This window comes from Streptomyces sp. SCSIO 75703 (assembly GCF_036607905.1).
Classification (GTDB): Bacteria; Actinomycetota; Actinomycetes; order Streptomycetales; family Streptomycetaceae; genus Streptomyces.
This window is the reverse complement of the sequence record NZ_CP144555.1, coordinates 1,985,830-2,004,595: the sequence shown is the minus strand read 5'-3', so window position 1 is coordinate 2,004,595 and position 18,766 is coordinate 1,985,830. Positions and strand designations below refer to the sequence as shown.

The following is an 18,766-nucleotide window of genomic DNA, read 5'->3' as shown; positions in this document are numbered from 1 at the left end:
CCCCGGGGTCAGGCGCCCCGGACGGTCACCGGCTCCCGCTGCTCCGCGCCGGCCGCGGCAGGCGCGGGCAGGCGCACCGGGGGCTTCGGCAGCACGACGTACAGCACACCGGAGACCACCACCGTGGCGACCCAGCCGAGGCCGTACTGGCCGACGACGTTGTTCGCGGCGAGCGGGCCCGTGAACCAGTCCGACGAGGTGAACATCAGCCCCACCGCCAGCCCCAGCGCCCACGCCGCGACCGCGGCGGGCGAGAACCCGCCCCGGTACCAGTAGGCGCTGGTGCGCCCGGTGTCGGCGAGGGCGGCGCCGTCGTACTCGCGGCGCCGCAGCATGTCCGCGCCGAAGACGCCGACCCAGGCCGAGAAGGCGACCGCCAGCAGCGACAGGAAGGCGATGAAGGAGCCCATGAAGCTGGTCGCCGCCAGCATCAGCACCCCGCCGAGGACCAGCGAGATCAGGGCGTTGACCGAGACCGCCCAGTGCCGCTCGACCGTGAAGCCCAGGGTCTGCGCGGTGAATCCCGCCGAGTACATCGACATCGAGTTGATCAGCAGCATCCCGATCAGCGCGGTCAGCAGGTACGGCACCGCGAGCCAGACCGGCAGGATCTCGCCGAGGAAGGAGACCGGGTCGGCGGCCGAGGCCAGACCCGGCGTGGAGACCGCCATCACGGCGCCCATCAGCACCATCGGCAGGACGACGATGCCCGCGCCGCCGATCGTGACGCCCACGATGCCCTTGGCGGAGGCCGTGCGCGGCAGGTAGCGGGTGAAGTCGGGGGAGGACGGGATCCAGCTCACCCCGCCCGCCGCGATCAGTCCGATCCCCGTGATCACCGAGGCCACCGGCCCCGCCGGCCGGCCGAAGACCGCCGGCCAGTCGGTGTGCACGACGAGATACCCCAGCACCAGCACCGAGAAGACGCCGAAGAGATAGGTGGCGTACGTGTTGCACCTGCGGACCGCGCGGATGCCGAGCCCCGAGATGGCGAAGGTGCCGAGCACGAAGGCGAGCAGCGTCACCAGATCGAGCACGGCGTTGCGGCGGACCCCGAAGAGGACGTCCAGGACGGTCAGCACCGCGTACGCGCCGGTCACCGCGTTGATCGTCTCCCAGCCCCAGCGGGCCACCCAGATCAGCGCGCCGGGCAGCAGATTGCCCCGCTGCCCGAACACCGCCCGGGACAGCGCCATGCCCGGCGCCCCGCCCCGCTTGCCGGCGATCCCGATCAGCCCCACCAGCCCGTACGACACCACCGGCGCCGCCAGCGCGACGACGACGGCCTGCCAGAAACCGAGGCGGTAGGCGACGACGAGGCTCGCGCCCATGGTGAGCAGCAACACGCTGATGTTGGCGCCGACCCAGGTGGGGAAGAGGTCGCGGATGCGGGCGGTGCGCTCGTGGTCGGGCACCTGCTCGATGCCGCGGGTCTCCAGGGCGCCGTCGGTCCGGGCGGTCTTGCTCATACGGGGGTCCGTGCCTCGATCGTGGGGGAGAGGGAGCGGTCGGGGACTCTACGCGCGTCGACGGAGCCTCTTCCATCGTACTTTGGTCCGACTCCTTCCTTCCAGTGGCCTTTGTCTCTCGGAGGAAGCCACAAGCGGAGCGTCTCGGGAGCCATGACTGATACTGGACGGGTTATGGACATCGTCATCCTTGCTGTAGTCATCGCCGTGGTCGTGATCGGCGCGCTCGGCGGGCTCGTCGTCGGCAGCCGGCGCAAGAAGAAGCTGCCTCCGCCGCCGCCCGCCACGCCCGACATCACCGCCCCTCCGGCCGAGCCGCACGTCGGCGACGAGGCCGAGACACCGCGCGACGAAACGCGCCGGACGATAGAGGAGGTCGACCTTCCGGACGGCGGCGGAGCCCCCGCCACCGTCGAGGAACCGCCCGTCGTCGAAGAGCTCGAAGTCCCTCCGATCGAGGTCCCCGAGCCCACCGCCGGCCGGCTGGTCCGGCTCCGCGCCCGTCTCTCCCGTTCGCAGAACGCGCTCGGCAAGGGTCTGCTCACCCTGCTCTCGCGCGAGCACCTGGACGAGGACACCTGGGAGGAGATCGAGGACACGCTGCTCACCGCCGACGTCGGCGTGCAGCCCACCCAGGAACTGGTCGAGCGGCTGCGCGAGCGGGTGAAGGTGCTCGGCACCCGCACCCCCGAGGAGCTGCGCGCCCTGCTCCGCGAGGAACTGGTCACCCTGGTCGGCCCCGAGATGGACCGCCGGGTCACGACCGAGCCCGAGACCGGCAAGCCGGGCGTCGTGATGGTCGTCGGCGTCAACGGCACCGGCAAGACCACCACCACCGGCAAGCTGGCCCGGGTCCTGGTGGCCGACGGGTGCAGCGTCGTCCTCGGCGCCGCCGACACCTTCCGCGCCGCCGCCGCCGACCAGTTGCAGACCTGGGGCGAGCGGGTCGGCGCCCACACCGTGCGCGGCCCGGAGGCGGGCGACCCCGCCTCCGTCGCCTTCGACGCCGTGAAGGAGGGCAAGGAGATCGGCGCGGACGTCGTGCTGATCGACACCGCCGGCCGGCTGCACACCAAGACCGGTCTCATGGACGAGCTGGGCAAGGTCAAGCGGGTCGTGGAGAAGCAGGCCCCGCTCGACGAGGTGCTGCTGGTCCTCGACGCCACCACCGGCCAGAACGGCCTCATCCAGGCCCGGGTCTTCTCCGAGGTGGTGGACATCACCGGCATCGTGCTGACCAAGCTGGACGGCACCGCCAAGGGCGGCATCGTGATCGCGGTCCAGCGCGAACTGGGCGTGCCGGTCAAGCTGATCGGGCTCGGCGAGGGCGCGGACGACCTGGCGCCGTTCGAGCCGGGGGCGTTCGTGGACGCCCTGATCGGCGACTGAGAAGCAGCGGACGAGATCCGCGGACGAGGGAAGCGCCCGCCCCCGAGGTGCAGTCGGGGACGGGCGCTTCGTCATGGGGCGGCCGGCAGGGGACCCGGGCACCGGGGGAGCGGAGGCGGGCCGCCCGCGGGGTGCGGGGTGCCCGGCAGGGCGGGGGCCGCCTACGCCCAGCAGCGGTGGGCCACGTAGGCCAGGGTGCCCAGCAGCAGCCGGGCCGCCGGGGGGCGGCTCGTCGCGTCGAGCGCCGGGGCGCGCAGCCAGCGGGCCGGGCCCTTGCCGCCCCGGTCGGAGGGCGGCGCCGTCAGGTACGTCCCCGGGCCGAGGCCGCGCAGGTCGAGGGCGGACGGGTCGTCCCAGCCCATCCGGTACAGGAGCCGGGGCAGCTCGGCCGCGGCGCCGGGGGCGACGAAGAACTGGGCGCGGCCCTGCGGGGTCACGGCGACCGGGCCGAGCGGCAGCCCCATGCGCTCCAGCCGCGCCAGCGCCCGGCGCCCGGCGGCCTCGGCCACCTCGATCACGTCGAAGGTCCGTCCCACCGGGAGCATCACCGCCGCCCCCGGGAACCGTGCCCACGCCTCGCCCGCCTCGCCCAGCGTCGCGCCCGCCGGCACCTCCGGGGCGAAGTCCAGCGGATGCGCGCCCGGAGCCGGACAGTCCGGCCGGCCGCAGGAGCAGGCGCCCGCGGCGGCCCGTGCCCCTGGCACGACGTCCCAGCCCCACAGCCCGGTGAACTCGGCCACGGCCGTGCCCTCCGAGGTGCGTCCGCGGCGCCGCGCGCCGGACCGGATGTCGCGCATCGCCCGACTGCTGCCGATCGTGAAGCCCATGCCCCCTCCAACGGTCCGACGCGGCGTCGGTTACGCAGCGGACGCGAAACGTGACTCTCTGTCTCCAACTCCCCGGTGTGGCGCGGTTCATGCAGCGCCTTGGCGTGTGTCCGGGAGTGCGCTTGCCGGTGCGCGCCCCGGCGTGCACCCTTGCACCGACTCCCGGTTGGCCTGTGTCAAGTCAATCGTGGGCAGCCTGACCGGTGTTCATTCGAAGGGGTGGCGAATGGTGGCGTTTATGGAATCCCCATGGCTGGACGGGTGATCGTAGGATTACTTTGAGTGCACGACGCCTTGGGGCACATGCACGGAAGGGTATGCCGGAGGCAAGTCGACTCCCTGTTCGAAGGGTGACGAACACCGGACAGAGGGTCGCCGACACCGGCATTCTGATAAGGCTTGGCGCACTCGGCGACAGGTGGTCTCAGGGATGGGGGCGTTCCAGTGAGCGGCAACGGCGGAAGCGGGACGAGCGCGGGGAGTCCGGGGAGTCCCGCGCCCGCCGAGAAGCGCCCCAACGAGCTGCTCACCTCGTGGTTCGTGCGCAGCGGCTGGTCCAAGGGCGAGCTGGCCCGGCAGGTGAACCGGCGTGCGCGCCGGCTCGGCGCCAACCACATCTCCACCGACACCTCACGGGTGCGCCGCTGGCTCGACGGCGAGAACCCGCGCGAACCCATCCCGCGCATCCTCTCCGAGCTGTTCTCCGAACGGTTCGGCGTCGTCGTCGCCGTCGAGGACCTGGGCCTGCGCACCACCCGCCCCACCCCCTCCACGACCGGCGTCGACCTGCCCTGGACCGGCCCCCAGACCGTGGCCCTGCTCAGCGAGTTCTCCCGCAGCGACCTCATGCTGGCCCGGCGCGGCTTCCTCGGGACCTCCCTGGCCCTGTCCGCGGGGCCGTCCCTGATCGAGCCCATGCAGCGCTGGCTGGTCCCCTCGCCCCCGGCCCCCGCCGAGCCCGAGCCCCTCTCCGCCGAGGTCCCGCGCGGCCGGCTCTCCGCGCCGGAGCTGGACCTGCTGGAGTCCACCGCCGTGATGTTCCGGCGCTGGGACGCCCAGTGCGGCGGCGGCCTGCGCCGCAAGGCGGTCGTCGGCCAGCTCCACGAGGTCACCGACCTGCTCCAGGAGTCCCAGCCGGACGCCATCCGCGCCAAGCTCTTCAAGGTCGCCGCCGAACTCGCCGAACTGGCCGGCTGGATGTCGTACGACGTGGGCCTCCAGCCCACCGCGCAGAAGTACTTCGTCCTCGCCCTGCACGCCGCCAAGGAGGCCGGGGACCGGCCGCTCGGCTCGTACATCCTCTCCAGCATGAGCCGGCAGATGATCCACCTCGGCCGGCCCGAGGACGCGCTGGAGCTGATCCACCTCGCCCAGTACGGCAGCCGGGACTGCGCGAGCCCCCGCATCCAGTCGATGCTCTACGCGATGGAGGCCCGCGCCTACGCCAACATGGGCCAGCCCGGCCGGTGCAAGCGCGCGGTCCGCATGGCCGAGGACACCTTCACCGACGTCGCCGAATGGGACGAGCCCGACCCGGACTGGATCCGCTTCTTCTCCGAGGCCGAACTGCACGGCGAGAACTCCCACTCCTTCCGCGACCTCGCCTACGTCGCCGGCCGCAGCCCCACCTACGCCTCCCTCGCCGAACCGCTGATGAGCCGCGCCGTCGAACTGTTCGCCCAGGACGAGGAACACCAGCGTTCCTACGCGCTCAACCTGATCGGCATGGCCACCGTCCACCTGCTGCGCCGGGAGCCCGAGCAGAGCACCGTGCTCGCCGCCGAGGCCATGGCCATCGCCAAGAAGGTCCGCTCCGAACGCGTCAACACCCGCATCCGCAAGACCGTCGACACCGCCGTACGCGACTTCGGCGAACTCGGCGAGGTCATCGACCTCACCGAACGGCTCGCCGTCGAACTGCCGGAGACCGCCGAGGCGGTCTGACCCACCCCCAGACCCCGGCCGCGGCCGGCCCTCCCGAACTGCCCGACTCGGCTCCCCCATGCCAGTCATTCGGAAGGCCGGACGCGGCCGGCTCGCGTCCCCCCCCCCCGGCCGCCACCCGCCTGTTCACCGGGCCGTAACACCCGCGGCACCTTCGTCACCCGCGCGAAACCGCGCGGCGCGCCCGCCGAAACGGCGCCACGTCACGCTCGTGACACGCGACGGCCCGCAGCCGCCGCGCCTCGCGCCCGCACGGGCCGCACCAACGACGAGGAGGCGCCGATGGCCCCCGCCACCCCCTTCGCCGCGGACACCCCCGCGCTCTCGCCCGCCGACACCGGCTTCATGCTCGTCTGCACCGCCCTGGTGATGCTCATGACGCCCGGCCTGGCCTTGTTCTACGGCGGCCTGGTCCGGGTCAAGAGCACCCTCAACATGCTGATGATGAGCTTCGTCAGCCTCGGCGTCGTCACCGTCCTGTGGGTGCTCTACGGCTTCTCCCTCGCCTTCGGCACCGACACCGCCGGCCTCATCGGCTGGAACCCCCACTGGCTCGGCCTCAGCGGCATCGGCCGCACCGACCTCTGGGACGGCACCACCATCCCGGTGCTGGTGTTCCTGGTGTTCCAGATGATGTTCGCGGTGCTCACCCCGGCCCTGATCAGCGGCGCCCTCGCGGACCGCGTCAGGTTCGGTGCCTGGGCGCTCTTCGTCACCCTGTGGGCCACCGTCGTCTACTTCCCGGTCGCCCACTGGGTCTGGGGCGCCGGCGGCTGGGCCCACCGCCTCGGCGTCATCGACTTCGCCGGCGGCACCGCCGTCCACGTCAACGCCGGCGCCGCCGCCCTCGGCGTGATCCTGGTGACCGGCAGCCGCGCCGGCTTCCGCACCGACGCGATGCGCCCGCACAACCTGCCGCTCGTCATGCTCGGCGCCGGACTGCTGTGGTTCGGCTGGTTCGGCTTCAACGCCGGCTCCTGGCTCGGCAACACCGACGGCGTCGGCGCCCTGATGTTCGTCAACACCCAGATCGCCACCGGCGCCGCCGTCCTGGGCTGGCTCGCCTACGAGAAACTGCGGCACGGCGCCTGCACCACCCTCGGGGCCGCCTCCGGCGCCGTCGCGGGCCTCGTCGCCATCACCCCCTCGGGCGGCGCCGTCTCCCCGCTCGGCGCGCTCGCCGTCGGCGCCTGCGCCGGCGTGCTCTGCGCCCTCGCCGTCGGCCTGAAGCACCGGCTCGGCTACGACGACTCCCTCGACGTCGTCGGCGTCCACCTCGTCGGCGGCGTCCTCGGCTCCCTCCTCGTCGGCCTCCTCGCCACCGGAACCGGCCAGTCCGACGTCGCCGGCCTCTTCTACGGCGGCGGGCTCGGCCAGTTCTGGAAGCAGTGCGCCGGCGTCCTCGCCGTCCTCGCCTACTCCCTCGCGGCCTCCGCCCTCCTCGCCCTCCTCCTCGACCGGACCCTCGGCATGCGCGTCTCGCGGGAGACGGAGGAGAGCGGCATCGACGGCGCCGAACACGCCGAGACCGCCTACGACTTCAGCGGCGCCGGCGGGGGCGCCGACCACGTTCCCACGGCCCCGGGCGCCCCGCGGGCCGGGCGGGCCGACACCAGGAAGGTGACCGCGTGAAGCTCATCACCGCCGTCGTCCGCCCGCACCGGCTCGACGAGGTCAGGAACGCCCTCCAAGCCCTCGGGGCGCACGGCCTCACCGTCACGGAGGCCCACGGCCACGGCCGCCGGCCCGGCCACACCGAGATCCAACGGGGTGCCGGGTACACGGTCGGCCCGACGCCCGAGGTCCGCGCCCGAGGTCCTCACCGCCGACGAGGACGCCGGGCGGCTGATCGACGCCGTCGTCACCGCCGCCCGCACCGGCACGCTCGGCGACGGCAAGGTCTGGTCCGTCCCGGTCGACACGGCCGTACGGGTCCGGACGGGAGCGCGCGGGGCGGACGTGCTCTGAGCCCCGGGGCGCGGTGGGGAGGCGCTGCGAACCCGGGGGCGCGGCGGGCCCGGACCGACCTCGCCCGCGAGGGCCGAATCGCTTGCGCGGCCCGATACCCTGGAAGACGCTCAGACTGCCGCCGACTCCGAGGACCGACGCCGCCGTGTTCGATACTCTCTCCGATCGCCTCTCAGCCACGTTCAAGTCCCTCCGGGGCAAGGGCCGGCTCTCCGAGGCGGATATCGACGCCACGGCCCGTGAGATCCGCATCGCCCTCCTCGAAGCGGACGTGGCGCTCCCGGTCGTCCGGGCGTTCATCAAGAGCGTCAAGGAACGCGCCCTCGGGAGCGAGATCTCCAAGGCCCTCAACCCGGCACAGCAGTTCATCAAGATCGTCAACGACGAGCTGGTCACCATCCTCGGCGGCGAGACCCGCCGGCTGCGCTTCGCCAAGCAGCCCCCAACCGTGATCATGCTCGCCGGCCTCCAGGGCGCGGGCAAGACCACCCTCGCGGGCAAGCTCGGCCGGTGGCTCAAGGAGCAGGGCCACTCCCCGCTGCTGGTCGCCTGTGACCTCCAGCGCCCCAACGCCGTCAACCAGCTCAGCGTCGTCGCCGAGCGGGCCGGCGTCGCGGTCTACGCGCCCGAGCCGGGCAACGGCGTCGGCGACCCGGTCAAGGTCGCCAATGACTCCATCGAGTTCGCCAAGGCCAAGGTCCACGACCTCGTCATCGTGGACACCGCCGGCCGCCTGGGCATCGACCAGGAGATGATGCGGCAGGCCGCGGACATCCGCGACGCGGTCTCGCCCGACGAGATCCTCTTCGTCGTCGACGCGATGATCGGCCAGGACGCGGTCAACACCGCCGAGTCGTTCCGCGACGGCGTCGGCTTCGACGGCGTGGTCCTGTCCAAGCTGGACGGCGACGCACGCGGTGGCGCGGCCCTCTCGATCGCCTCCGTGACCGGCAAGCCGATCATGTTCGCCTCCAACGGCGAGAAGCTGGAGGACTTCGACGCCTTCCACCCGGACCGGATGGCTTCCCGCATCCTCGACATGGGTGACCTCCTCACCCTGATCGAGCAGGCGGAGAAGACGTTCAGCCAGGAAGAGGCCGAGAAGATGGCCTCCAAGCTGGCGTCCAAGAAGGGCCAGGACTTCACCCTGGACGACTTCCTGGCCCAGATGGAGCAGGTCCGCAAGATGGGCTCGATCTCCAAGCTGCTCGGCATGCTGCCGGGCATGGGCCAGATCAAGGACCAGATCAGCAACCTGGACGAGCGGGACGTCGACCGCACCGCCGCGATCATCAAGTCGATGACCCCGGGCGAGCGCCAGGACCCGATGATCATCAACGGCTCGCGCCGTGCCCGTATCGCCAAGGGCTCCGGTGTCGAGGTCAGCGCGGTGAAGAACCTCGTCGAGCGGTTCTTCGAGGCCCGCAAGATGATGTCCCGCATGGCCCAGGGCGGCGGCATGCCGGGGATGCCGGGCATGCCCGGCATGGGCGGCGGTCCGGGCCGGCAGAAGAAGCAGCAGAAGAAGGCCAAGGGCAAGCAGCGCTCCGGCAACCCGATGAAGCGCAAGCAGCAGGAGCAGGAGGAGGCCGCCCGCCGGGCCGCCGCGGCGCAGAGCGGGGGCGCCCTCGGGCTGCCGCAGCAGGGCGGCCAGGACTTCGAGCTGCCGGACGAGTTCAAGAAGTTCATGGGCTGACCCGCCCCGGTCGTCTTCGGGCGACCCCGCCCACGGGCGGTCGGCAGGGGCACCGGCGGGCGGGCGGTCGTGCGCGCCGGCCGGGGTCCGGCGCCGGGTGGCCCCGGGGCGGGGTGCCGCCGTAGCCGCGACAGCACCAGGCCGCCGCCGGGTGCGCCGTCGCCCCCACGGTCCGGCGACGGCCGATCGTGTCCCGCGTACGGCGCGGTGCCCGTGTAGGCGGCGCCCATGTACGGCGTGCCCGTGTAGGGCGGCGCCCGCGTCGGTGTGGCCGGAGGGGGTGGGCCGAGCCGGCCGAGTCGACGGGGGGGAGCCGTCCGGTCGAGCCCACGGTGCGGAGTCACCCGGCCGAGCCGCCCAGCGAGAGTCGCCCGGCCGAGCCGGCCGCCCAGAGCCCACCCGTCCCGCACCGGACAGGTTTCGCCGTGTGCCGCCGCAGCGGCCGACGCTCCGGCCCTCGTACGCCGCGGCGGACTCCACCGTCCGCGGCAAGGGAACCCGGTCCCACCGGCCCGTGCGGCGACGCGCGCCCGCGTCGGCCCGCCGTCCGTCCCGTGGCGAGAAGTCATCGGCGTGCCATCCGCCCGGCCCGTACGCCACACCGGGTGGCACGATCCCGGGCCCCGCACCGGATGGCCGGAACACGGCGCCCGCCCGTGACAGCGGGTCGCGGCGCCGCCCGTACGGCGCTTTCGGCCAGGGCCCGCACCGCCGTTGCGCGGGCTCCGGACGCGGAGCACCAAACTCCGGAAACCGGTGGCCGAGAAGGGCGGTCGGGGAGCGCATGCCGACGGCACACCCGGTAGCCTCGCGCCCATCGGCGCGCTGGGGGGCGTGCCCGGGGAGTGCACGGGGCGTGCTGCCGGAGGTGCCGCCCGCCCGCCACGACACCGGCCGAAACCCCCCTTGCGTGGGGGCGGACCGTCCGTACCCCGGCGCGCGGACAGGGGGTACGCGCCCGCGCGTACGCCTGACTACGCACCGACTTGCCACCAGGTGCGAGGCTTCTCCGCAGATCAGCGCACCCGCCCTCGTCGGGACGCATCAGCGGCAACTGACGGGTACGTGCAAATTATTTGGGATGGCCCGGAATAGGAACACAGCGGCACTCCGGCTCGTTGTCATTACGTGAGCACGACACCACCTGTTCTCGCCGCAGAGCTGGCGCAGGCGTGGGCCGACATTCAGCGGTACCACCCCGAGCTGCCGGATCTTGCCGCGCCGGAGTCCCTGATCGGGGAGTCGTCGTCCGCCTGCGGACACGAACTCTCCTTCGAGCGACTGCTCCATGAGGCAGTCCACGGCATCGCCGCAGCCCGGGGAGTGCGTGACACCTCCCGAGCCGGCCGCTACCACAACCGACGATTCCTGGCCATCGCCGAGGAGATGGGCCTCGACCACCCCGAGGAGCCGCATCCCAGCAGCGGTTTCTCGCTGGTCGCGCTCACCCCCGAGGCGAAGCGCCGCTACCGCCCGACGATGGAACGCCTCCAGCGCGCGCTGAAGGCCCACTCCGCCGCGACGTCGGCCGACTCCGCCCGCAGCTTCCGCGGGCCGGCCGCCCGCCACGGCTCCTCCGGCGGAGGGGTACGCGTCAAGGCGGTGTGCGACTGCGGACGCAACGTCCGGGTCGTCCCGTCGGTCCTCGCCCAGGCGCCCATCATGTGCGGCGGCTGCGGCAAGCCCTTCCGCATCCCCGAGCCGGTCGGCGCCGCGGCGGGCTGACGGTCCGGCTGCTCGTGGCAGCCGGACCGCCGGCCGGCGGTGACGGAGGCGTCCGGGCCGGTCACGGCCGCGCCCGGACGCCCTCCGTGCTGCCCGGACGCCCTCGTCCACACCCCCCGAGCGGGTGTGGCAGAATGGCCAGCTGTACTCGACAGCCGCACAGGACCCCTCTCTCCTCCGGCTGACGCGTCCATCGGGCACTCGGGTACCGCAACCCCACGCGGCAGTCCCGCCGTGCCCCACCACGTCAATTCCAGGAGAACCCACTCCCGTGGCAGTCAAGATCAAGCTGAAGCGTCTGGGCAAGATCCGTTCGCCTCACTACCGCATCATCGTCGCCGACTCGCGCACCCGCCGTGACGGCCGGGCCATCGAGGAGATCGGCAAGTACCACCCGACGTACAACCCGTCGGTGATGGAGGTCGACGCCGAGCGCGTGGCGTACTGGCTCGGCGTCGGCGCCCAGCCGACCGAGCCCGTGCTCGCCATCCTCAAGAAGACCGGCGACTGGCAGAAGTTCAAGGGCGAGCCCGCCCCGGCGCCGCTGCTCCAGGCGGCCGAGAAGGCGGCCCGTCCGTCCTTCGAGTCCCTCGGCGGCGACGACGCCGGCAAGGGCGAGGCCATCACCCAGAAGAAGAAGGCCGACAAGAAGGACGAGGCCGAGTCCTCGTCTGAGTCGACCGGGGCCTGAGCATGCTCGAGGAGGCTCTCGAGCACCTCGTGAAGGGCATCGTCGACAACCCCGACGATGTGCAGGTGGCCTCGCGCAACCTGCGCCGCGGGCGCGTCCTCGAAGTCCGGGTCCATCCGGACGACCTCGGCAAGGTGATCGGCCGCAACGGCCGCACCGCTCGCGCGCTGCGCACCGTCGTGGGCGCCATCGGCGGCCGTGGTGTCCGCGTCGACCTCGTCGACGTCGATCACGTCCGCTGACGTTTCACCGCACCGGCTCGGGCCGGGGAGGGCCATCGGCCGTCCCCGGCCCGTCGTCGTCCGGCCCGCCCCGGCCGATGCCGTCCGGGCCGCCCCCCGGCCCGGGGCCTCCGGCGTCCCGGGCGGTGCCTCCGGGGGTCCGTCCCCGGGCGGCGCCCGCCACGCTTTCGTTTCCCGCCTCGTCGCCGTCCGAGCCGTGACCGGCTCCCGCAGTTCCGACAGGAGATCAGCACAGTGCAGCTCGTAGTCGCCCGCATCGGCCGCGCCCACGGCATCCGGGGCGAGGTCACGGTCGAGGTCCGCACCGACGAACCCGAACTGCGGCTCGGCCCCGGTGCCGTGCTGACCACCGACCCCGCCACCGCCGGACCGCTCACCATCGAGACCGGCCGCGTGCACAGCGGGCGCCTCCTGCTGCGCTTCGAGGGCGTCCACGACCGCGACGGCGCCGAGGCCCTGCGCAACACCCTCCTCATCGCCGAGGTCGACCCGGACGAACGCCCCGAGGACGAGGACGAGTACTACGACCACCAGCTCATCGACCTCGACGTGGTGACCGTCGACGGCGAGGAGGTCGGCCGCATCACCGAGATCTCCCACCTGCCCACACAGGACCTCTTCATCGTGGAACGCCCCGACGGCTCCGAGGCCCTCGTGCCCTTCGTCGCCGAGATCGTCACCGAGATCGACCTGGAGCGCCAGCGCGCCGTCATCGACCCGCCGCCCGGCCTCATCGACGACCGCGCCGAGATCGCCTCCGCCCGGGACGCCGGGGAGGAGCGGGCGTAATGCGGCTCGACGTCGTCACGATCTTCCCCGAGTACCTGGAACCGCTCAACGTCTCCCTGGTCGGCAAGGCCCGCGCCCGCGGACAGCTCGACGTGCACGTGCACGACCTGCGCTCCTGGACCCACGACCGCCACCACACCGTCGACGACACCCCCTACGGCGGCGGCCCCGGCATGGTCATGAAGACCGAGCCGTGGGGCGAGGCGCTGGACACCGTCCTGGCCGACGGCTACGAGGCCGGCCACGGACGGCCCGCCCTCATCGTCCCCACCCCCAGCGGCCGGCCCTTCACCCAGGACCTCGCCGTCCGCCTCTCCGCACAGCCCTGGCTGATCTTCACCCCCGCCCGCTACGAGGGCATCGACCGCCGGGTCGTCGACGAGTACGCCACCCGCATGCCCGTCCACGAGGTGTCCATCGGCGACTACGTACTGGCCGGCGGTGAGGCGGCCGTCCTCGTCGTCACCGAGGCCGTCGCCCGGCTGCTGCCCGGCGTCCTCGGCAACGCCGAGTCCCACCGCGACGACTCCTTCGCCCCCGCCATGGCCGGCCTCCTGGAAGGGCCCGTCTACACCAAGCCGCCGCTCTGGCGCGGCCGGGACATCCCCGACGTGCTGCTCAGCGGACACCACGGCAGGATCGCCCGCTGGCGCCGCGACGAGACCCTGCGACGCACCACCGCCCACCGGCCCGACCTGATCGAGCGGTGCACGCCCGACGCCTTCGACAAGAAGGACCGCGAGATGCTCTCCATCCTGGGCTGGCAGCCCGACCCCGAAGGGGAGCGCACCGGCCGATTTTGGCGCAGGACCGAAGACGTGGAAGAATAGGCCGCTGTTGTGCGCAGGTCCGGCGCGCGCCCCTGCCACAGGGGGAGCCGACGCCCGCCCCGACCCGCACCACCTCGATCCGTACCCCTAGTGCCGCTGATGACCTGTGGCATCAGCGAAGAAAGCAGACGAAATGTCTCACCTGCTCGACTCCGTCGACGCCGCGTCGCTGCGCAGCGACGTCCCGGCCTTCCGCCCCGGCGACACCGTCAACGTCCACGTGCGCGTCATCGAGGGCAGCCGCTCCCGCGTGCAGCAGTTCAAGGGTGTCGTCATCCGCCGCCAGGGCGCCGGCGTCCGCGAGACCTTCACGGTCCGCAAGGTCTCCTTCTCCGTCGGCGTCGAGCGCACCTTCCCCGTGCACACCCCGATCGTCGAGAAGATCGAGCTGGTCACCAAGGGCGACGTCCGCCGCGCCAAGCTGTACTACCTGCGTGAGCTGCGCGGCAAGGCCGCGAAGATCCGCGAGAAGCGCGAGAGCTGAGCGCGCCGAGGGGTCCGCGTCCGGGCCGGATAGCATCTGGCCCCGATGGACACCGACGCTGAACGCACGGAGCGCGACCGCTCCTCCCGCCCCACCGGCACCGAGCACCCCTCGGACCCGGAGGGCCCGGAGGAACGGTCGCGTTCCGCGTTCGCCACGAGCCTCACGGAGTGGGTGCCGGGCGGACGCCTCACCCTCGCCCTGCTCGCGTTCCTGGCCGTGCTGCTGCTCGTCAGCACCTTCGTGCTCAAGCCGTTCCAGATCCCCAGCGGCTCCATGGAGCGGGGATTGAGGATCGGGGACCGTGTGCTCGTAAACAAGGTGGCGTACCGTTTCGCAGGCCGGCCGCAGCGGGGCGACATCGTCGTCTTCGACGGCACCGGGACCTTCGGGCACGGCGACTACATCAAACGCGTCGTCGGTGTGGGCGGTGACCGCGTGGTGTGCTGTGACAGGGAGGGGAGGGTCCAGGTGAACGGTGAGCCCGTCGACGAGTCGGCCTTCCTGTACCCGGGCGACAGCCCCTCCACCGTCCCCTTCGACGTCGTCGTCCCGGCCGGCGCCCTCTTCGTCCTCGGCGACCACCGCGGCGCGTCCAGCGACTCCCGCGACCACCTCGGCTCCCCGGGCGGCGGCATGGTCCGTACCGACGACGTGATCGGCCGCGCCGACTGGATCGTGTGGCCCTTCGCCCACGCCACCCGCCTCGACCGCCCCGACGCCTACGCGCGCGTACCGGCCGCCGAGGGCAGCGATGGGTAGCCGGGGCAAGCCGCGCAACGCGCCCAGCAGCCCCGCCGAGGACCTGCTGCCCACCGGTTTCCGACGGGCCCCCTCCGGCGGCGGACGCTCCCGCGCCGAGCGCCGCAAGCTCCAGCGCAAGGTCAGACGGCGCCGCAGGCGCAGCGCCGTCAAGGAGATCCCGCTGCTCGTCGGGGTCGCCGTCCTCATCGCCCTGGTCCTCAAGACGTTCCTCGTCCAGGCCTTCGTGATCCCATCCGGCTCCATGGAGCAGACGATCCAGATCGGCGACCGCGTCCTGGTCGACAAACTCACCCCGTGGTTCGGCTCCCGGCCCGAACGCGGGGACGTCGTCGTCTTCCGCGACCCCGGGGGCTGGCTCCAGGGCGAGCAGACCACCAAGACCAAGGACCCCGTCGTCGTCAAGCAGGTCAAGGAGGGGCTCGCCTTCATCGGCCTGCTCCCCTCCGACGACGAGAAGGACCTCATCAAACGGGTCGTCGGCGTCGGCGGCGACCGCGTCACCTGCTGCGACACCCAGGGCCGGATCACCGTCAACGGTGTCCCGCTCACCGAGAACGACTACCTGTACCCGGGCGACCGCCCCTCCACGACCCCGTTCGACGTCACCGTCCCCGAGGGCCGGCTGTGGGTGATGGGCGACCACCGGTCCAACTCGGCCGACTCCCGCGCCCACCAGGACACCGACTTCGGCACGGTCTCCGAGGCCGGCGTGGTGGGCCGGGCCATGGTGATCGCGTGGCCCTTCGGCCACTGGACCACCCTGGACGAGCCGAAAACGTTCACGACCGTGTCCGACGCGGTCTCCGGACCGGCCGCCGCCGCGCCGCTGTCGCATAGGGTTGCCTCCTACGGCCCGAACGCGATGGTTCAACTCCCGATCCCTGCGGAACTCCCGCTCGTTATGGGAGTGGTGGGCCTGCGCCGGGCACGGGGCAGGCGGTGGCAGAGAGTGAGGAGTTGGCGTGGGCGATGTGGCGGTTGGCGCGCGGTCCGGACACGACGGCGAGGAGGACCGCGGACGCCCCGGGGAGACGGCCGGCCCGACCGCGCACCGCTCCCCGGCCTCCGGGCACGACGCCGGGACGACGGAGGACGGCACGCGAGTGGACGGACACGGCGGCACCGCTGAGCGGGGCGAGGGCGGAGCCGCCCACACGCCCCCTCCGGCGGCCAGGAAGCAGCGGTCCTTCTGGAAGGAACTGCCGATCCTCGTCGGCATCGCCCTGGTCCTCGCACTGCTGATCAAGACGTTCCTGGTGCAGGCGTTCTCGATCCCGTCGGCCTCGATGCAGAACACCCTCACCGAGGGGGACCGGGTCCTGGTGGACAAGCTCACCCCCTGGTTCGGCTCCGAGCCGGAGCGCGGCGAGGTCGTCGTCTTCCACGACCCGGCGGACTGGCTGGCCGGCGAGCCGACCCCCGAACCGAACGCCTTCCAGACGGTGCTGAGCTGGATCGGCCTGATGCCGTCCGTGGACGAGAAGGACCTGATCAAGCGGGTCGTCGGCGTCGGCGGCGACACCGTCGAGTGCAAGGGCACCGGCCCGGTGCGGGTCAACGGCCTGGCACTGAACGAGCCGTACGTCTACCCCGGCAACACCCCGTGCAGCGTCGACGACCAGGGCGGCCAGTTCAAGGTCAAGGTCCCCGAGGGCTTCCTCTGGGTCATGGGCGACCACCGGCAGAACTCCCGCGACTCGCGCTACAACCGCGCCGACCGCAACGGCGGCATGGTCCCGGTCAAGGAGGTCGTCGGCCGCGCCATCGTCAAGGCCTGGCCGATCAACCACTGGGGCACCCTCCCGGTCCCCGACACCTACGACCAGAGCGGGCTGCAGAACCGGTCGGCGCCGGCGCTCACGCCGGGCGTCGCGCTGACGACCGCCCCCCAGGGTGTGGCCCTCGCCGGCGCGGTCCCCTTCGTGCTGTGGCGGCGCCGGCGCATCGCCCCGGCACGCACCCGCTGACGGGAGCGCCGGCCCGGAGCGCGGCGCCCTGGCGGGGCGCGGTCCTCGGTGGTGCGCGGCCCTCCGCGAGTCCGGTGCGCGCGGCGGTGCCCGTGCGCGCCGGTCCCGCACGGTGCGGCGGGCTTGGCTCACGGCGGCCCCGGTCGCCCGGCCTCCGGTTCTCCGGACGGCGGGGCGACCGGGGCCGTCGTCCGTCCCTGGCCCATGGCCTGCGGGCGCTGCGGGCGCTGCGGGCCGGGGCCGGGGCGGCCCCGGAGGCCGGAGGAGGGGCTGACCCGCCCCGGTACCGGCGGGTAAGGTGCGGGTCCATGGGTGGCGAGAGCACGACACACACGGACCGGCGGGGTCCCGGCCCCGGCACCCCGGCCGGCGGCCGGACCGGGCAGCGGCTGTCCGGGCTGGTCGTGGCGCTGGGCACGGTGCTGTTCCTCGGCGGTTTCGCCTGGGGAGCGGTGGTGTACCGGCCGTACACGGTGCCGACCGGTTCGATGGCGCCGACGATCGCCGTCGGCGACCGGGTGCTGGCGCAGCGCGTCGACAGTGCCGACGTCCGCCGGGGCGACGTGGTCGTCTTCAAGGACGCCACGTGGGCCGACGCCCCGATGGTCAAGCGGGTGGTCGCGGTCGGCGGGGACACCGTCACCTGCTGCCAGGAGGGCCGGCTGAAGGTCAACGGCAAGGTGATCGACGAGACCTACCTGGCGGCCGGGACCCCGGCCGAGATCACCGGCTTCCCCACCGTCACCGTGCCCGAAGGACGCCTCTTCCTGCTCGGCGACGAACGCGGGGGCTCCCTCGACTCCACCGCCCACCTCACCGACGCGGCCGGCGGCACCGTCGCCCGCTCCGCCGTCGACGCCCGGGTCGACGCCGTCGTCTGGCCCCTGGACGGCATGCTGGAACGGCCCTCCGGCTTCGAGGCGCTCGGCCCCCTGTCGACGCCGGGCCCCCTGCGCACGGTCCTCACCGTCGTCGTGGCCGGGGCGGTGCTGATCTTCGCCGGCGCGGCGTACGGGCCCGTCGCCCAGCGGCTCGGCGCCTCCCGCGCCCGGTCCGGAACGGAGCCCGCCGATGTCCGCTGAGCGCGTGCCCGGCACGGAGGCCGCAGGGCTGCGCAGGGTGGCGCGGGTCGTCCTGCTCGATCCGCGGGACCGCATCCTGCTGCTCCACGGACACGAACCGGACGATCCGGCCGACGACTGGTGGTTCACCCCCGGCGGCGGCGTCGAGGGCGAGGAGACCCGCGAGCAGGCCGCCCGCCGCGAACTGCGTGAGGAGACCGGGATCACCGACGTCGAGATCGGACCGGTGCTGTGGCGGCGCACCTGCTCCTTCCCGTTCGCCGGCCGCCGGTGGCACCAGGACGAGTGGTACTACCTGGCCCGTACGCACCAGACCGCGACCGTCGCCGCCGGGCTGACCGAACTGGAACGGCGCAGCGTCGACGGAGCCCGCTGGTGGACGTGTCGGGAACTGGCTCGCGCCCATGAGACGGTGTATCCGACCAGACTCGCCGAGCTGCTGCGCACACTGCTCGACGAAGGTCCCCCGGCCGGGCCGGTGACCCTGGACACCGAAATCGTCTAGGGCGCGCGGACCTGACGCACAATGGTGGGATCGCACGGCTGAAGGGGAACATGCCATGAGCGCCGAGGACCTCGAGAAGTACGAGACCGAGATGGAGCTGAAGCTCTACCGGGAGTACCGCGATGTCGTCGGTCTGTTCAAATACGTGATCGAGACGGAGCGGCGTTTCTACCTCACCAACGACTACGAGATGCAGGTGCACTCGGTCCAGGGCGAAGTGTTCTTCGAGGTCTCCATGGCCGATGCCTGGGTCTGGGACATGTACAGGCCGGCCCGTTTCGTGAAGCAGGTACGCGTCCTCACGTTCAAGGACGTGAATATCGAGGAGCTGAACAAGAGCGACCTCGAACTGCCCGGCGGTTGAAACCCCGACGACGGTCACACAGGCGGGTG

Annotated in this window: 18 protein-coding genes and 1 pseudogene; 17 read left to right on the top strand and 2 right to left on the bottom strand. The window is 72.7% G+C overall.

What is annotated here, in order from left to right; all coding sequences use genetic code 11:
* Positions 1-8: 8 nt before the first annotated feature.
* Entirely contained in the window at positions 9-1,469 is a 1,461-nt protein-coding gene (locus tag VM636_RS08565; RefSeq protein WP_030421548.1) for a cytosine permease, read from the bottom strand.
* Positions 1,470-1,643: 174 nt separating this feature from the next.
* Here VM636_RS08565 and ftsY point away from each other — a divergent pair, with 174 nt between their 5' ends.
* Positions 1,644-2,858, top strand: a complete 1,215-nt coding sequence (gene ftsY, locus VM636_RS08560) for a signal recognition particle-docking protein FtsY (protein WP_030421549.1) — start codon at positions 1,644-1,646, stop codon at positions 2,856-2,858.
* Positions 2,859-3,019: 161 nt separating this feature from the next.
* Here the strand turns inward: ftsY and VM636_RS08555 are convergent, their stop codons facing one another.
* Positions 3,020-3,685 (bottom strand): bifunctional DNA primase/polymerase, encoded by a 666-nt coding sequence (locus VM636_RS08555; RefSeq protein ID WP_030421550.1) that lies wholly within the window; start codon positions 3,683-3,685, stop codon positions 3,020-3,022.
* Positions 3,686-4,129: 444 nt separating this feature from the next.
* Between VM636_RS08555 and VM636_RS08550 the strand changes: the two genes are divergently transcribed.
* The 16 genes and pseudogenes from VM636_RS08550 to VM636_RS08475 all read left to right on the top strand — a co-directional run bounded on the left by VM636_RS08550 (position 4,130) and on the right by VM636_RS08475 (position 18,737).
* Complete coding sequence (locus tag VM636_RS08550) at positions 4,130-5,629, top strand: hypothetical protein (protein ID WP_030421551.1); 1,500 nt, start codon at positions 4,130-4,132, stop codon at positions 5,627-5,629.
* Between the two features lie 282 nt (positions 5,630-5,911).
* Complete coding sequence (locus tag VM636_RS08545) at positions 5,912-7,261, top strand: ammonium transporter (protein WP_030421552.1); 1,350 nt, start codon at positions 5,912-5,914, stop codon at positions 7,259-7,261.
* Positions 7,258-7,597: pseudogene (locus tag VM636_RS08540) on the top strand (P-II family nitrogen regulator). Before VM636_RS08545 ends, VM636_RS08540 begins: the two are co-directional and overlap by 4 nt.
* A gap of 145 nt (positions 7,598-7,742) precedes the next feature.
* The gene (gene ffh, locus VM636_RS08535; protein ID WP_030421553.1) at positions 7,743-9,293 is read left to right on the top strand and encodes a signal recognition particle protein; all 1,551 of its coding nucleotides are present in this window, start codon (positions 7,743-7,745) and stop codon (positions 9,291-9,293) included.
* A 1,128-nt stretch (positions 9,294-10,421) separates the two neighbouring features.
* Positions 10,422-11,018 carry a hypothetical protein gene (locus VM636_RS08530; protein WP_030421554.1) on the top strand — a complete coding sequence of 199 codons (597 nt, stop codon included), beginning with the start codon at positions 10,422-10,424 and terminating at the stop codon, positions 11,016-11,018.
* A gap of 271 nt (positions 11,019-11,289) precedes the next feature.
* A complete protein-coding gene (gene rpsP, locus VM636_RS08525; RefSeq protein WP_030421555.1) occupies positions 11,290-11,709 on the top strand; it encodes a 30S ribosomal protein S16 in 420 nt (139 codons plus the stop codon).
* A gap of 2 nt (positions 11,710-11,711) precedes the next feature.
* Complete coding sequence (locus VM636_RS08520; protein ID WP_003973401.1) at positions 11,712-11,951, top strand: RNA-binding protein; 240 nt, start codon at positions 11,712-11,714, stop codon at positions 11,949-11,951.
* Positions 11,952-12,185: 234 nt separating this feature from the next.
* Entirely contained in the window at positions 12,186-12,740 is a 555-nt protein-coding gene (rimM, locus tag VM636_RS08515) for a ribosome maturation factor RimM (RefSeq protein ID WP_053913643.1), read from the top strand.
* Positions 12,740-13,570 (top strand): tRNA (guanosine(37)-N1)-methyltransferase TrmD, encoded by an 831-nt coding sequence (gene trmD / locus VM636_RS08510; RefSeq protein ID WP_030421557.1) that lies wholly within the window; start codon positions 12,740-12,742, stop codon positions 13,568-13,570. The genes rimM and trmD overlap by 1 nt, the downstream gene beginning before the upstream one ends.
* Before the next feature lie 133 nt (positions 13,571-13,703).
* Complete coding sequence (gene rplS / locus VM636_RS08505; protein ID WP_030421558.1) at positions 13,704-14,054, top strand: 50S ribosomal protein L19; 351 nt, start codon at positions 13,704-13,706, stop codon at positions 14,052-14,054.
* A gap of 45 nt (positions 14,055-14,099) precedes the next feature.
* The gene (lepB, locus tag VM636_RS08500; protein ID WP_053913644.1) at positions 14,100-14,816 is read left to right on the top strand and encodes a signal peptidase I; all 717 of its coding nucleotides are present in this window, start codon (positions 14,100-14,102) and stop codon (positions 14,814-14,816) included.
* Entirely contained in the window at positions 14,809-15,948 is a 1,140-nt protein-coding gene (lepB, locus tag VM636_RS08495) for a signal peptidase I (RefSeq protein WP_234312678.1), read from the top strand. The genes lepB (VM636_RS08500) and lepB (VM636_RS08495) overlap by 8 nt, the downstream gene beginning before the upstream one ends.
* Entirely contained in the window at positions 15,923-16,786 is an 864-nt protein-coding gene (gene lepB / locus VM636_RS08490; RefSeq protein WP_234312680.1) for a signal peptidase I, read from the top strand. The genes lepB (VM636_RS08495) and lepB (VM636_RS08490) overlap by 26 nt, the downstream gene beginning before the upstream one ends.
* Before the next feature lie 308 nt (positions 16,787-17,094).
* Positions 17,095-17,868, top strand: coding sequence for a signal peptidase I (gene lepB, locus VM636_RS08485; RefSeq protein WP_053913645.1), 774 nt, complete (start codon positions 17,095-17,097; stop codon positions 17,866-17,868).
* Entirely contained in the window at positions 17,858-18,373 is a 516-nt protein-coding gene (locus tag VM636_RS08480; RefSeq protein ID WP_030421563.1) for an NUDIX hydrolase, read from the top strand. Before lepB (VM636_RS08485) ends, VM636_RS08480 begins: the two co-directional genes overlap by 11 nt.
* A gap of 55 nt (positions 18,374-18,428) precedes the next feature.
* The gene (locus VM636_RS08475; protein ID WP_003965949.1) at positions 18,429-18,737 is read left to right on the top strand and encodes a DUF2469 domain-containing protein; all 309 of its coding nucleotides are present in this window, start codon (positions 18,429-18,431) and stop codon (positions 18,735-18,737) included.
* Positions 18,738-18,766: the final 29 nt, after the last annotated feature.

Coding starts and splice junctions, on each gene's coding strand:
- VM636_RS08565 (WP_030421548.1), bottom strand. CDS start 1,469: ATGAGCAAGACCGCCCGGACCGACGGCGCCCTGGAGACCCGCGGCATC.
- ftsY (WP_030421549.1), top strand. CDS start 1,644: ATGGACATCGTCATCCTTGCTGTAGTCATCGCCGTGGTCGTGATCGGC.
- VM636_RS08555 (WP_030421550.1), bottom strand. CDS start 3,685: ATGGGCTTCACGATCGGCAGCAGTCGGGCGATGCGCGACATCCGGTCC.
- VM636_RS08545 (WP_030421552.1), top strand. CDS start 5,912: ATGGCCCCCGCCACCCCCTTCGCCGCGGACACCCCCGCGCTCTCGCCC.
- VM636_RS08520 (WP_003973401.1), top strand. CDS start 11,712: ATGCTCGAGGAGGCTCTCGAGCACCTCGTGAAGGGCATCGTCGACAAC.
- trmD (WP_030421557.1), top strand. CDS start 12,740: ATGCGGCTCGACGTCGTCACGATCTTCCCCGAGTACCTGGAACCGCTC.
- rplS (WP_030421558.1), top strand. CDS start 13,704: ATGTCTCACCTGCTCGACTCCGTCGACGCCGCGTCGCTGCGCAGCGAC.
- lepB (WP_053913644.1), top strand. CDS start 14,100: ATGGACACCGACGCTGAACGCACGGAGCGCGACCGCTCCTCCCGCCCC.
- lepB (WP_234312678.1), top strand. CDS start 14,809: ATGGGTAGCCGGGGCAAGCCGCGCAACGCGCCCAGCAGCCCCGCCGAG.
- lepB (WP_053913645.1), top strand. CDS start 17,095: ATGGGTGGCGAGAGCACGACACACACGGACCGGCGGGGTCCCGGCCCC.
- VM636_RS08480 (WP_030421563.1), top strand. CDS start 17,858: ATGTCCGCTGAGCGCGTGCCCGGCACGGAGGCCGCAGGGCTGCGCAGG.
- VM636_RS08475 (WP_003965949.1), top strand. CDS start 18,429: ATGAGCGCCGAGGACCTCGAGAAGTACGAGACCGAGATGGAGCTGAAG.